Origin of the sequence: Microaerobacter geothermalis (assembly GCF_021608135.1) — a bacterium.
Classification (GTDB): domain Bacteria; phylum Bacillota; class Bacilli; order DSM-22679; family DSM-22679; genus Microaerobacter; species Microaerobacter geothermalis.
Genome location: NZ_JAKIHL010000001.1, coordinates 283,252 through 297,552 on the forward strand (window position 1 = coordinate 283,252; position 14,301 = coordinate 297,552).

The 14,301-nt window shown below is 43.1% G+C and carries 13 protein-coding genes; 10 read left to right on the forward strand and 3 right to left on the reverse strand.

Annotation, left to right across the window (positions count from 1 at the left end; genetic code table 11):
- Nucleotides 1-90: 90 nt before the first annotated feature.
- The 6 genes from L1765_RS01455 to L1765_RS01480 all read left to right on the forward strand — a co-directional run bounded on the left by L1765_RS01455 (nt 91) and on the right by L1765_RS01480 (nt 7,196).
- A complete protein-coding gene (locus L1765_RS01455) occupies nt 91-1,377 on the forward strand; it encodes a nickel pincer cofactor-dependent isomerase, group 22 (RefSeq protein WP_236403647.1) in 1,287 nt (428 codons plus the stop codon).
- Nucleotides 1,378-1,651: 274 nt separating this feature from the next.
- Nucleotides 1,652-3,079 (forward strand): FAD-binding oxidoreductase, encoded by a 1,428-nt coding sequence (locus L1765_RS01460; RefSeq protein ID WP_236403649.1) that lies wholly within the window; start codon nt 1,652-1,654, stop codon nt 3,077-3,079.
- Nucleotides 3,076-4,374 (forward strand): (Fe-S)-binding protein, encoded by a 1,299-nt coding sequence (locus tag L1765_RS01465; RefSeq protein WP_236403651.1) that lies wholly within the window; start codon nt 3,076-3,078, stop codon nt 4,372-4,374. The genes L1765_RS01460 and L1765_RS01465 overlap by 4 nt, the downstream gene beginning before the upstream one ends.
- Nucleotides 4,375-4,416: 42 nt before the next feature.
- Nucleotides 4,417-5,310, forward strand: a complete 894-nt coding sequence (locus tag L1765_RS01470) for a DMT family transporter (protein WP_236403653.1) — start codon at nt 4,417-4,419, stop codon at nt 5,308-5,310.
- Between the two features lie 45 nt (nt 5,311-5,355).
- Nucleotides 5,356-6,288, forward strand: coding sequence for a fumarylacetoacetate hydrolase family protein (locus tag L1765_RS01475; RefSeq protein WP_236403656.1), 933 nt, complete (start codon nt 5,356-5,358; stop codon nt 6,286-6,288).
- A gap of 119 nt (nt 6,289-6,407) precedes the next feature.
- Nucleotides 6,408-7,196 carry an SDR family oxidoreductase gene (locus tag L1765_RS01480; RefSeq protein WP_236403658.1) on the forward strand — a complete coding sequence of 263 codons (789 nt, stop codon included), beginning with the start codon at nt 6,408-6,410 and terminating at the stop codon, nt 7,194-7,196.
- Between the two features lie 45 nt (nt 7,197-7,241).
- On the opposite strand, the gene L1765_RS01485 is transcribed toward L1765_RS01480, so the two are convergent.
- The 3 genes from L1765_RS01485 to L1765_RS01495 all read right to left on the reverse strand — a co-directional run bounded on the left by L1765_RS01485 (nt 7,242) and on the right by L1765_RS01495 (nt 10,204).
- Nucleotides 7,242-8,096 carry an ABC transporter permease gene (locus L1765_RS01485; protein WP_236404004.1) on the reverse strand — a complete coding sequence of 285 codons (855 nt, stop codon included), beginning with the start codon at nt 8,094-8,096 and terminating at the stop codon, nt 7,242-7,244.
- A complete protein-coding gene (locus L1765_RS01490; protein ID WP_236403660.1) occupies nt 8,083-8,865 on the reverse strand; it encodes an ABC transporter ATP-binding protein in 783 nt (260 codons plus the stop codon). The genes L1765_RS01485 and L1765_RS01490 overlap by 14 nt, the downstream gene beginning before the upstream one ends.
- 313 nt (nt 8,866-9,178) lie before the next feature.
- A complete protein-coding gene (locus L1765_RS01495; protein WP_236403663.1) occupies nt 9,179-10,204 on the reverse strand; it encodes an ABC transporter substrate-binding protein in 1,026 nt (341 codons plus the stop codon).
- 154 nt (nt 10,205-10,358) lie between these two features.
- Here L1765_RS01495 and hemA point away from each other — a divergent pair, with 154 nt between their 5' ends.
- The 4 genes from hemA to L1765_RS01515 are packed head-to-tail and all read left to right on the forward strand — an operon-like array spanning nt 10,359 to nt 14,292.
- Nucleotides 10,359-11,723, forward strand: coding sequence for a glutamyl-tRNA reductase (gene hemA / locus L1765_RS01500; RefSeq protein WP_236403667.1), 1,365 nt, complete (start codon nt 10,359-10,361; stop codon nt 11,721-11,723).
- 17 nt (nt 11,724-11,740) lie between these two features.
- On the forward strand, nt 11,741-12,562 hold the full coding sequence (locus L1765_RS01505; RefSeq protein ID WP_236403668.1) for a cytochrome C assembly family protein: 822 nt from the start codon (nt 11,741-11,743) through the stop codon (nt 12,560-12,562).
- A 28-nt stretch (nt 12,563-12,590) separates the two neighbouring features.
- Nucleotides 12,591-13,520 carry a hydroxymethylbilane synthase gene (gene hemC / locus L1765_RS01510; RefSeq protein WP_236403669.1) on the forward strand — a complete coding sequence of 310 codons (930 nt, stop codon included), beginning with the start codon at nt 12,591-12,593 and terminating at the stop codon, nt 13,518-13,520.
- Entirely contained in the window at nt 13,510-14,292 is a 783-nt protein-coding gene (locus L1765_RS01515; protein WP_236403670.1) for a uroporphyrinogen-III synthase, read from the forward strand. Before hemC ends, L1765_RS01515 begins: the two co-directional genes overlap by 11 nt.
- The last annotated feature ends 9 nt before the right edge of the window (nt 14,293-14,301 follow it).

The window sequence follows — 14,301 nt, forward strand, 5'->3', positions numbered from 1 at the left end:
GACGTTAATCACTTCTTGGTCGAACTCGACTAGCGGACGTGTAAAATCTTTAGTTCCGTACTCTATAGAACGAAAGGGGACAGCCGCCTGATGACTATTCACCTGCCAAAGTTTTATAAAATTAGACAAAATTTCTCTAATGATCATGTGCAAGATGTAAATCAAGAAGTAAAACATGCAATCAAGAAAATATTTAGTCCAACTGAAAATCTGACTGAACCGCTGAAATCAGGAGCAAAAATTGGCATTACCGTCGGAAGTCGTGGAATTCAGCATATCGTACAAATCCTTCAGTCCATCGTAAGGGAATTAAAAGGAATGGGCTATGAGCCCTTTCTGATTGCCGCCATGGGAAGCCATGGAAGGGGGAAAGCTGAAGGTCAGAGGGAAGTATTGCATTCGTTAGGGATAACGCCTGAAATTATCGGAACAGAGATTGCATGCTCAAGTGAAGTGGTACAGATCGGAGTGACAGAGGAAGGCCTGGTAGGCCTTCCGGTTTATATCGCCAAGGAAGCCCTCGAAGCAGATGGGGTACTGGTCGTGAACCGGGTCAAACCTCATACCGCCTTTCAAGGACCTTACGAAAGTGGACTGTTAAAGATGATGGCAGTGGGTATGGGAAGGCAGAAGGGAGCGTCAATGGTACACAGGCTTGGGGCAAGTAAAATGAGTCAGGCCATTCCATCCATTGCAAAGGTAATGATGGATAAGATTCCGATTATCGGAGGAATTGCCATCGTGGAAAATTCCTATGATGAAACGGCTGTCATTCAAGGAATAGCTAGGGAAAAAATTTGGGAAGTAGAAAAGGAACTTTTGATCAAAGCAAAATCATATTTGCCAAAGATTCCGGTATCCAATCTGGATTTGTGCGTCATACAGGAAATGGGAAAAAATTATAGCGGTACCGGCATCGATACCAATGTCATTGGCAGAATGCGCATCCATGGAATTAAAGAACCGGAAGAACCCAATATCCAATATGTAGCCGTCCTTGATCTGACCGAAGAATCCCATGGAAATGCAAATGGAATCGGGCTAGCAGATTTTACTACTCAGCGATTGGTAGAAAAAATGGATAAACAGGCTACCTATTTAAATTGTATGACCACCGGGTTTGTCCAACGCTGTGCCATTCCGGTTACTTTTTCAACGGATCGGGAGCTTTTTGAAGGAGTCATAAAGACATTAAAACCTGAAAATCCTGATCAGTTGAGGATTGCCATCTTAAAAAATACCCTGCACTTGGATGAACTGGCTGTTTCTGAGGTGATTTATCAGGAATTGGTATGCAATAACGCCCCCATAGAACGGATAAGCGGTCCCTTCTCTTTGGCTTTTACAGAAGAGGGCAGTCTTTCAATATTTGTTTAACTAAACCCTTAAAAATTTGATGATGGTTCAGTTTGAGGGACGATGTGGAAAGGAACTAAAGATTTACTAAGGACTGCCTTCGAGTTCGTACAAAGGGTAGGGGCTAAAGAACGGGAATTAGCCCTCAAACTGACTCCACCTTCGAAATACCTAGATGTTTTTGAGGGCTCCGTTCTTTAGCCTCGAAGCGGACTTAATTACTACTTGCACGAACTCGACCAGCGGACGTGTAAATCTTTAGTTCCTTTCACACAGAAATATTGGAGGAGAAAATATGGATAGAAGAATTAATAAATTGGATGCCAAAATCATCGATAAGACCAAAGAATTGGTAAAGGATCACCGAAGGGTGCTTACAGACCTGGCTGATTTAATGAGTTACTCCTTTGATGCCTCCTTTGGAACGTATATACCTGATGTAGTGATTCAGCCTAAGTCAACAAAAGAGGTTGCCGATCTGGTAAAACTGGCCAATCAGGAGAAGATTCCTGTCTATCCGCGGGGCCAATCTACCTCCCTCAGCGGAGGACCTCTTCCGGTAAAGGGTGGAATGGTCCTGGATCTGTCCAAAATGAATGAAAAGCTTATCATTGATGAGGAGGATTTGGTGGCCATTGTCTCTCCGGGTGTACTCACATCCGAAATTCATAAAGCGGCGGAAAACAAAGGGCTAATGTATCCTCCTGATCCAAGCAGCTCCCATGTGTCAACCATTGGAGGAAATCTGGCAGAAAACTCAGGCGGGCCGAGGGGTCTGAAATATGGAGTCACCAAGGATTATGTGATTGGACTTGAAGTGGTCACTCCTGAAGGGGAGATTATTCGAACCGGTGGAAGAACGGTAAAAAACGTAACCGGATATGATTTAACCAAACTGATTGTAGGTTCGGAGGGAACCCTGGGAATAATCACAGAAGCCACCCTGCGATTAATTCCTAAACCCCCGGCAACGGAAACTATGATGGCGATCTTTCAGGATTTAGTTGATTCAGGCCGTGCCATTTCAAAAATTTTATCATCCGGGATTCTTCCTTCCAAGATGGAACTGATGGATCAAGCCTCCATCATTGCCGTTGAGAACTATCAGCCTTGCGGCCTTCCTACAGATGCAGAAGCGATTATTTTAATAGAAATGGATGGTCATCCCCATGCGATTCGGGATGAAATAGAAAAAGCGGAAAAAATCTGCAAAGAAGTGGGTGCGAAGGAAGTCAGGCTGGCCCATTCCCAAAAAGAGCGGGAAGAGCTTTGGAAGGCGAGAAAGCTCGTTTCCCCGGCCATTGTAAAAATAAAGCCGACCAAAATCTCGGAGGATGCAACCGTTCCCCGGAGCAAGATTCCGGACATGTTTAGAAAATTAAAGGAGATCAAAGAGAAATACAACATTCACCTTGTGGTCTTCGGCCATGCCGGAGACGGGAATCTGCATCCGAATATCATCGCCGACAAGCGGGATCAAGAGGAGATGAAAAGGGTGGAAATGGCTGTCGCGGAGATTTTTAAAGCGGCTGTTGAATTAGGGGGCACTTTATCCGGCGAACATGGGATTGGAACCATGAAGGCCCCATTTATGGAAATGGAATTGGGCAGTATTGGTCTTGATATGATGAAAAGAATTAAAGAAGCCTGGGATCCGAACCATATAATGAATCCCGGGAAAATATTTCCTGAACCCGGACAAAAGTTGGTGCTGACAGAATGAACAACAACCTATTACAACTAAAGAAGCAACTGGAATACGATAAAACCTTCAATTGTGTCCAATGCGGATACTGTCTACCTGTCTGTCCCACCTATCAAACCATGGAGAAGGAAACTCACTCTCCCAGAGGAAGAATTAATCTGGTCAAGCTTGTGGCGGAGGGGAGAGCAGACATTTCTGTTTTAGAAGATCCAATTGATTTGTGTCTAGGATGCCGCGCCTGTGAAGTTGCCTGTCCAACTGGAGTAGAATACGGAAAGATCTATGAAGCGGCAAAAAATACATTGGAAGTTCGCAAAAAGTACGCCAAACCCGTTCAGGTTTCTAGAAAGGTCCTGTTTAAATATGTTTTCCCCAATTCAAAACAAATGAGGAGGATTGGGAATGTACTATGGTTTTATCAGAAATCGGGGATTCAACGTCTGGCAAGAACAAGCGGGATGCTAAACCTATTGCCTTCCCACTTGAAAGATTTCGAGGCAGTCATACCCGATGACCTTTCCTCACCAAGAATGAGGAAGAAAACACCCAAACAGATCGTTCCCAAACAGAAGAAATTTAAAGTGGCATTTTTTCATGGCTGTATCATGGACGCCATGTTTCAAAAAATCAATCGTCTAAGCATCGAACTCCTTGCCAAAGCAGGTTGTGAAGTGGTGGTACTAGATGGCCAAACTTGCTGCGGAGCCCTGCATGCCCATTCAGGAGAGAAGGAATTAGCCATTCAATTAGCGAAGAAAAATATCATGGCCTTTGAAAATGGAGACATTGATTTTATCGTTAATAATGCCGGTGGATGCGGGGCCATGCTAATAGAATATGGCCATCTATTCCATGGTGATTCCGAGTGGGAGGAAAGGGCGAAAAATTTTACAGCGAGGACAAAGGATATCAGCCAAGTACTTGTGGAATGCGGAGGGGTGCCTTTTACCAAGGAAATCAACGAGATTGTCACTTACCAGCCTTCCTGTCATATGAATCATGTGCAGAAGGTGCGGGTTGAACCCCTTCGCCTACTGCAATCCATCCCCGGCATTCAGTTTGTAGAGATGGAAAATGCTGAATCCTGTTGTGGATCAGCGGGAATTTATAACCTGGTTCATTATAAAGAATCGATGGAGATCCTGGATGAGAAGATGTCCTACGCCAAGGATACCGGAGCAACCACCATCGTGACAACAAATCCCGGTTGCTTGCTGCAAATGAGGATGGGAATAGAAAGAGAAGGATTAAAGGAGAAAGTAAGGGCAGTCCACCTGGTAGAATTGTTAGCAGAAGCGGCAGGAATCAATTAAAACGGCTTTATCAGTTTCACTTCAATAGAAAGAGGGAGAAGAATGGGGTACCTTTTTGCTTTTTTGTCTGCATTGGGTTTTGCTGTCAGCAATATTATCATGAAAAAAGGAATGAAAAAAAATGCCGATGATAATGGCGTATTTACAACGATGACCGTTAATTTAATTGTATTATTATTTGTCACATGGATTTGGCGAATCAATCAGGGCCCCCAAGCCCCTTCCTTTTCGTCTAAGGCCATTCTATTTTTTGTTATCGCCGGTTTGCTGACCACCTTTATCGGCCGAATCAGTCTTTTTGCAAGCTTTCGATTAATTGGTCCTTCCCGTGGTGCAGCGATAAAAAATACGGCTCCCCTTTTTACCTTAGTTTTTGCCTTGTTGATATTAAACGAAAAACTGCACGTATTGCCTTCCATCGGAATAGGGATATTGTTTCTTGGTCTGAGTATTCAAGGGTTTTATATGCTGGGGAAAAGGAACAATGATGACAGAAATCGCAATTCTACGGGATACTTATTGGCATTAACGGCCGCCGCAGGATTTGGGCTCGGACAGGGGATAAGAAAATTGGGCATGATCTCGATGTCTGATCCTTTTGTAGGAGCGTTGTTTGGTGCCATTACCGCCGTCGTGTCTTTTTCAGCGTTGTTGGCATATAAAGGAGAACTAAAGGAAACCGTCTACCGTAATTGGAAGAATGTGAATGGCTATTATGTTTTGTCCGGTATATTGACAAGCGTGGCAATCCTTTCATTTTTTGTGGCTCTGTGGTATATCCAGGTGGCTTATGTCGGTGTGATTGCTGCAACAGAACCTCTGTTAACGGTACTGTTAAGCCGTTTGTTGCTGCGGGAAGATGAAGTCATCCACGTCAATGTTGTTTTATCAGCCATGCTTGTCTTAATTGGTGCGTCTTTTATTGTTCTGGATTAATCATATATAATAGAGACATATACATAAGGTGAAAGGAGGTTTCCGATGTTTTTTGTGACGTTTTCCCATCAAGGAAGAGATCGAGTAGGCATATTAAATACTCAAAAGGACAAGGTTTTAGACTTGCTGGCAGCTCAGAGCGATTTGGCTGAACGGGGGAAATTGTCGAAGGTGGATGGTTTGTATGTTGATATGATCTCTTCTATCCGATTTGGTGAATTGTTTATTGAACAGACGAAAAAAGTGCTTCAACTTTTAGATGAAGAACACTTCCATTCTCCCCGCTGGCTTTTAATGGAAGATATCCAGCTAAAAGCTCCGATTCCCCGTCCCCTGAAAAATATTTTTTGCCTGGGGAAAAATTATGCGGATCATGCCATCGAAATGGGAGGGGTAGAGTCCATTCCCAAAGACCCGATGGTATTTTCAAAGGCCCCCACCACCGTGATCGGTCCCAATGAGGGGATTCTTTCCCATCATAAAGTCACTTCAGAACTGGACTATGAAGGGGAACTGGCATTAGTGATCGGAAAAAAGGGAAGGGGAATTTCCAAAGAAGATGCCTGGGATTACGTATTTGGCTATACGATTATCAATGATGTGACCGCCCGTGATCTACAGCAAAGACACAAGCAGTTTCTGATTGGAAAAAGTCTGGATACTTCATGTCCCATGGGTCCCTATCTTGTGTACAGGGAAGCGATTTCAAATCCTTCTCAACTAAAAATTGAAACCCGTGTGAATGGAGAAATAAGACAATCTTCCTCTACCGACCAATTTATCTTCAATATTCCTACAATCATTGAAACCTTGTCTGCAGGAATGACGCTGGAACCTGGCGATATCATTGCTACCGGAACACCGTCCGGTGTTGGAAAGGGATTTCATCCTCCTAAGTTTCTGCAACCAGGGGACGTGATAGAAATAGCCATTGAAGGAATTGGGGTATTAAGGAATCAAGTGATAGAAGACGTGTAAATCGATCGTTTCACCGATACATGCGGTACTAAAGATTTACACGTCTGCTGGTCGAGTTTGGCCCAGATGTGGAAAATGTCCTTATAAACATGAATCATTGCTAAGAGGAGTTGATTAATATGGATTTAAAACTAAAGGGCCAGGTGGCCATTGTAACCGCTTCAAGCAAGGGATTGGGTAAAGCAACGGCACTGCAGTTGGCTTTAGAGGGTGCTAAAGTGGCCATTTCCAGCCGCAATCAAGAGGAGTTGGAAAGGACAGCTAAAGAAATCAGAGAAGCAAGCGGTCAACCTGTACTGATCGTTCCATCAGATGTCACAAAGGCGGAAGATATTGAAAATCTGGTTAATCGGACAGTGGAAGAATTTGGTGGAGTTGATATTCTGATTAACAATGCCGGAGGCCCGCCTGCCGGAACCTTTGATGATTTTTCTGATGCAGATTGGATAAGGGCCTTTGAATTAAATCTGCTCAGTTTTATCAGAACCATTCGTGCTGTCCTTCCCCATATGAGAAAGAAACAGTACGGTAGGATCGTCAATTTTGCCTCTTCTTCATTTAAACAGCCCATTGATGGGTTGATTTTGTCCAATACCTTCCGCACAGGGATCATTGGCTTATCTAAAACCCTTGCTTCAGAATTGGCTAAAGACGGCATCTTGATCAATACCATAGGCCCGGGAAGGGTTGCAACGGATCGCTTGATCCAATTGGATCAAATTCGTGGGGATAAATTAGGAATTTCCAGGGAAGAGGTAAGAAAGCAAATGGAAACCCAAATCCCGCTAGGTCGCTATGGAGAACCGGAGGAGTTTGCCAAAGCGGTTGTTTTCTTTGCTTCCGGAGCCAATACCTATATTACCGGTCAGGCACTTCTGGTCGATGGCGGTATGGTGAAAGCCATATAATGCAAATCGGAAAAAGAAAAAATGGCAGATATTGCTGCCATTTTTTCAATTTTCATCTCGAATTCCTCGGTGTTTCATCATGCGTTTTTCCAGAATCGTGACCCCTTGGTACATCAGAGTGGCGCAAATGGCAATGATAAGGAGGCTGATAAAGACTAGGGTTAAATTGAAAACCTGAAATCCGTAAATGATCAAATAGCCCAGTCCTGCTTTGGAAACCAGAAACTCACCGACAATGACCCCGACCCAGGAGAGACCTACGTTGACCTTAAGGGTGGAAATGACGGTGGGGAATGAGGCGGGGAAAATGATCTTTTGAAAGATCTGTGATTTTGTTGCACCAAAGGTTTTGGCCATCCGGATATAATTATCATCTACTTCTTTAAAACTGCTATACACGACAATGATGGTAATGATAACAGAAACGGCTACCGCCATGGAAATAATGGCGCCATACCCTCCTCCAAAGGCAACGATAAAAATGGGTCCCAACGCTACCTTGGGCATTCCGTTTAATACAACAATATATGGGTCCAACACTTTAGCCAGAAAATTGGAAGTCCATATGGTGATGGCAATCACCGTTCCCAAAATCGTCCCCAGCAGAAACCCGGCCAAGGTTTCAACAACAGTAATAAAGATGTGATAGTGAAGATCTCCGTTTATCAGCATGGCATAAAAAGAATTCCAAATTTTTGAGGGTCTGCTGAACAGCAAAGGATCGATCCATTTCAGGGCAGAGGCCCATTCCCACAGGGCCAACAGTACCGCCAACAACACAAGTTGTGTAAAGAATACCATCCATTTTTCAATGCGAAGTTTTTTCAAGTATTCACCATGGGCTGCCGACTGGCCTCCCCGAGTTAACCATTGATTAATCTTGGATTCACTTTTTCTCATCATTTAGATTCATCTCCTGCCAAATGAGATGGAAGTGCTTTTGGAAGCTTGGAACATCCCTGGTTTCAACAGGCAATGGATCCCTCAATTCCGGTGGCAATATGATTTCTTTTTTGATCCTTCCGGGATTGCGATCAAGAATCACAATTTTGTCTGACATGGCGATCGCTTCCGAAATATCATGGGTGACGAGGAGGGCTGTTTTGCGACGTTTGCGTAAGGTACTTCTTACTAAATCCTCCAGCTTTAATTTGGTTTGATAGTCAAGGGCTGAAAATGGTTCATCCAATAGTAAAATATTCGGATTGGTAGCAAGGGTTCGCACCAGAGCCACCCGCTGCCTCATCCCTCCTGATAACTGGTGTGGATAGTGCTTTTTATAGCTGGTTAGCCCCATTTCTTCCAGAAGGGAGAGTGCATATCCCTTTGTTTCTACTGAGAGCTTATTCTGTATTTCCAATCCCAAAAGGATATTTTCTTCTATCTTTCTCCAGGACAGCAAGTAGTCTTGTTGTAGCATATAGCCAATCTCAATCGAGGGTTGTAATACTTTTTTTCCATTTATATATACGGTTCCGGCCGTAGGTTGGAATAACCCTGATATGAGAGATAGAATGGTACTTTTTCCGCAGCCGCTGGGTCCCACTAATGTGACAAATTCTCCTTCTTCCACTTGAAAGGAAATATCCCGAATGGCTTCCGTCTCCCCTTCCCGGGTAATGTAGGTCTTAGACACATTGTCAAATTGAATCGCATAGGCTTGTGGCATACAGTCACCTCCTCCCATCATCTTATTCACCGGGTAAAAGGAGGGGAATTAGTCCTCAAACTGACTCCATCTTCGAGTTATTCGGATGTTTTTAAGGGCATCATTCTTTAGACTTGAAGCGGACCTGGATCACTTCTTGCCCTGTAGCTAACCGCCACTAATATTCGCTCTTATTATCTTGAGACAAGTGGCGGTAGGCTCCTGGACAAGTTCAACTAAACTTCAGGTGGAAAAGAACACTCCACATGAAGTAAGTTTCCTATGCACGAAATCGACAAGGGGACGTGTGAATCTTTAATTCCACATCTATAGTTTACTGTGTGATATTTTTCATAGCATTTTTGGCGAAGGTTGTGTTAACTATTTCATTATAGGGGGCTTTTTTGTTTAATTCACCGGCGCTCTCCATCACGGCTTCCAAATTGCGGTATTCTTCTTCATCCAGAATGGGATCGGTTGCCCATGAGCCTTGGGATTTATAGCGGTCTACAACCTTTAGCATTGTGGTTCGATCAATCTCCTGAAAATAGGGGGAGATGGCGTCGGCAATTTCTTCCACAGAATGGGACTGGGCCCAAATCTGTGCTTTATATATGGCGTTGGTAAAGCTTTGGACTACATCCGGCTTTTTATCGAGAAAACTTTTCTTTGCAATAAAGACCGTGTAGGGAAGTTTTCCGCTTTCCACACCGAAAGAGGCAACAACGTATCCCTTTCCTTCCAATTCCAGCTTGGAAGCCACCGGTTCAAAGAGCTGCACGAAATCACCTGTTCCCGATGCAAATGCGCTTCCGAGGTTGGCGTAGTCTACATTTTGAATGATTTCAACATCCTTAAATGGGATAATGCCATTTTTCTTTTGCACGAATTCGCTTACCATTTCCGGCATGCCGCCTTTGCGCTGACCCAGAAGAATTTTTCCTTTCAGCATATCCCAAGTAAATTTTTCAATGGGTTCTCTGGAAACAAGGAATGATCCATCGGTTTGGGTTAATTGGGCGAAATTAATAGCCGGATCACTGGTTCCCTGATTGTAGACATAGATGGTCGTTTCTGATCCGACAAGAATGATGTCGGCATTATCGCTTAACAGGGCTGTCATCGTTTTGTCCCCTCCGAAGGCAGTGGTTAGTTCTACCTCCAGTCCTTCTTCTTCAAATAGTCCTTGAGTTAAGGCAATATACTCCGGGGCGTAAAAAATGGAACGGGTGACTTCAAACAATCTGATTTTTGTTTTTTCCGCCCCTTGATTTTGCTCCTTCCCAGAAGAGCAGCCAACAAAGATGGCAAGGGAGACGAAAAGAAGTGATAAAATAACCAAAAAATTTACTTTTTTCATGATAAAAACCTCCTGTCCTGGGCTTTTGCCTGTGATATCTTATGAAATCATTTCAATTTCTGTTCACAATTTCTGCTGAAATTTTGCAGACATAAATGTTATAATGATTCAAGGGTAAAATAGGACTACTACGAATCGTTTTGGGGTGTTTCGTATGCACATTCTGACAATCGGATTAAACTATAAAACTGCACCGGTTGAGATTAGGGAGAAGTTTGCTTTTCAGGCTGACCTGCTTCCACATGCCCTTACTCAACTGAGAAACACAAAAAGTATACTGGAATGTGTCATTTTAAGTACCTGTAACCGGATGGAGTTGTATTTGGTGGTGGATTACCTTCATTCTGGTGAAGAAACCCCAAAGATATTTCTAAGCGAATGGTTTGGAATACCCAAAAAGGAATTTTCAAAGTATCTATATTTGTTAAAGGACGATGAAGCGATTATCCACCTGTTTAGGGTAACCTGTGGTTTGGACTCCATGGTTTTGGGAGAGACCCAGATCCTTGGTCAAGTGAAGGAAGCGTGGTTTACAGCCCAGAGTTGCCAAAGCACCGGTTCCTTATTAAACACATTGTTTAAACAGGCAGTAACATTGGCAAAGAAAGCCCATTCAGAGACACAAATCGGCGAAAATGCCGTTTCCGTCAGTTATGCTGCCGTTGAGTTAGGGAAAAAAATATTTGGTTCTTTTTCTGAAAAGTCTGTGTTAGTCATTGGTGCCGGGGAAATGAGTGAATTGACGGCGAAACACTTCCATGCCAATGGGGCAAAGAATGTTATGGTGGTCAACCGGACATTGGAAAGGGCGGAGAAATTATCCTCCCAATTCGGCGGAAAAGCTTTTACGATGGAGCAGTTAAATCATGTCATGATTCATGCTGATATTGTGGTCAGTTCTACTGGTTCTAACCATTATGTGGTAACGAAAGAGGATATATCAAAAGTTTTAAAAGCGCGTAATCATCGACCGCTGTTTTTAATTGATATTGCCGTACCTCGTGATTTGGACCCCGCTATCAATGAATTGGACAATGTGTATCTGTATGATATAGATGATCTGGAAGGGATCGTGGAAGCAAATCTCCAGGAAAGGGCTAAAGAAGCAGAAAGAATTAAAGCCATGATTGAGGAGGAATTGGTGGCCTTTAAGAACTGGGTAAATACCCTTGGAGTCGTGCCGCTGATTACATCCCTCCGGAAAAAGGCGACGGCGATTCAGGAAGAAACCATGCAAAGTATTTTAAATAAGATGCCCAACCTGACGGATAGGGAAGTATTAATCTTAAAAAAGCATACAAAGAGTATTGTAAACCAACTTCTAAGGGATCCAATCCTGAGGATTAAAGAAATGTCTGCGGAATCCAATGGAGATGAAGCGTTGGAAATGTTTAGTAAAATATTTGCCCTGGAAGAACAAGTGGAGAAGGAAGAAAAAAAACAGGTGTTAACATCATCAAAGGAACAACAAGTGAACAGTAAAACCATCGCGGCGGCTAAGATAACCGTCCACTCCTAGAGAAGGGAGTATGTCACGTGTTAGCATTAGGTTGGCTATATGATGTGATGATCTATATGTATGCGCTAAGTGTACTTTTCTATTTTGCCGATTTTCTTAGTAGCAACCAAAGGGCGAATCGAGTTGCCTTTTGGTTGCTTGCTGTTGTCTGGGGAATGCAGACGGCCTTCTTTATGTTCAGTATGCTGGAAAAAGACTATTTTCCGGTATTAACTTTATTTGAAACATTATTTTTTTATTCATGGATTCTAGTTACTCTATCTTTGATCTTAAACTATTTTTTTAAAATGGATTTATTTGTTTTCTTTACGAATGTCATCGGTTTTTCCGTTCTTGCCCTAAATCTGTTTGCCAGTCATGATACATCCCCTGTTGTTACTGAACAATTAACTTCAAAGCTCCTATTTATTCATATCACCATGGCCCTTTTAAGTTATGGTGCATTTTCTTTATCCTTTATTTTTTCTATGATGTATCTCATTCAAAATAAAATGCTTAAGAAGAAACAATGGACGCCATTATTGCGCCGCTTACCCAGTTTGGATCAGCTGGAACTTTTCTCGTTTCGGTTGAATGTGATCGGAATCCCCATTTTGTTGCTTTCATTAATCTTAGGCATCATATGGGCTACTGTTAAAGTCCCCGGTCCTTTTTGGTATGACCCTAAGGTGCTGATGTCACTTATTGTTTTATTTGCCTTTGGGTTTTCCCTTTATCAAAGGATAACTTCAAGGTGGATGGGCAAGAAGCTGGCCCTTTGGAATATCGTGGCCTTTACCACGGTGCTGTTAAATTATCTGGTTTCCGGACTGTACTCATCCTTCCATCTGTGGTTTTAGATACAAATCTCGTTTAAGGAGGCCCCTGATGAAAACCATCATTGTTGGTTCACGAAAAAGCGAATTGGCATTAAATCAGACGAATTGGGTAATTAACCAGTTAAAATCCCTTGGACTTCCCTATCAATTTGAAATAAAAACCATCGTAACCAAAGGGGATAAAATATTGGATGTGACTCTTTCCAAAGTGGGGGGGAAAGGATTATTTGTAAAGGAAATTGAACAGGCTCTTTTGGACGGGGAAATTGATTTTGCCGTTCATAGTATGAAGGATATGCCTGCAGAAATGCCGCCGGGTTTGACACTTGGCTCTGTTCCCAAAAGGGTGGACCCAAGGGATTGTTTAATTTCAAAGGATCATAAGACATTGGATCAATTGCCTGATGGGGCTGTGATCGGGACCAGTAGCCTTCGCCGGGCAGCCCAGTTGAAAAAGCTGCGCCCTGACCTTGAAATCCGTTCCATTCGTGGAAACTTAAATACAAGGATAAGAAAGCTGGAGGAAGAAAACTTGGATGCCATTATGTTGGCTGCGGCAGGACTGATTCGTTTAGGGTGGGAACACATAATCACCCAGTTCCTATCCGAAGGGGTTTCCATTCCTGCTGTTGGTCAAGGAGCCCTAGGAATTCAGTGCAGGGAAAAGGATGAGGAAATTATTTCTCTTTTAGAAAAAATCAATGACACGGTAACGGCTGAAACCACCAGGGCTGAAAGAGCATTTCTCCATCAATTGCAGGGGGGATGCCAGGTTCCAATTGGTGCTTACTGCATCAAGTTAGGAGAGGAGTACCAATTGACAGGGATTGTGGGTACTCCGGATGGAGAAATTTTGCTTCATGAGCAGATGAACGGAAATCATCCTGAGGAGTTGGGAAGAAGCTTAGCAGAAAAGCTGTTAAGCCTCGGTGCCAGCGAGATTTTGTCGAAGGTAAGGATAGAATCAAATGAGGAATAGGGATCTATTTCCTTTAACAGGAAAAAAAATACTGATCACCAGAGCGAAAGCCCAGACCGATGGTGTATCTGCAAAAATAAGGGAACTGGGCGGTGAACCCGCTGTATTTCCTTTAATTCAGGTCATCCCACCCAAGGATACGGTCGCCCTGGATCTGGCCATTTATCACCTGGAACAATTTGATTGGGTTATTTTTACGAGCGTGAATGGGGTTCGATTTTTTTTAAATCGCTTAGAAAAGCTTTCTTTCGATATCCAAGTTTTGTCTAGAATAAATATCGCAGCCGTCGGGCCCAAAACGGCTGATGTTCTCAGGAAAAATAAGCTGGAGGTTCATTGGGTTCCAACTACATATCAGGCTGAAGGATTTTTGCAAGAGATGGAAGATTACTTAAAACCTGGACAAAAGGTTTTGCTTCCCAGAGCCAATATTGCCCGCAAGCTTCTTCCTGAAGAGCTGAGAAGAAGGGGCGTGCAGGTGACCGAAGTGGATGTCTATGAGACAGTAATTGCCGACTCATTAAAGGATGAATTAGTGGATTTATTAAAGAAAAAGCAGGTTCACATTATTACCTTTGCCAGTTCATCCGCGGTTCAAAACTTTTGCACGATTTTGGAAGAAGAGAAACTTGAAGAACTGATATCTGGCATCAAGATTGTCTGTATAGGTCCTATCACTGCCAACACAGCCAAAGAGTTGAGTCTACCGGTGGATGCTGTAGCAAAACCTTCTACCATGGAAGGGTTGTTGGATGCGATAAAAAATATATAGGAGGGGATA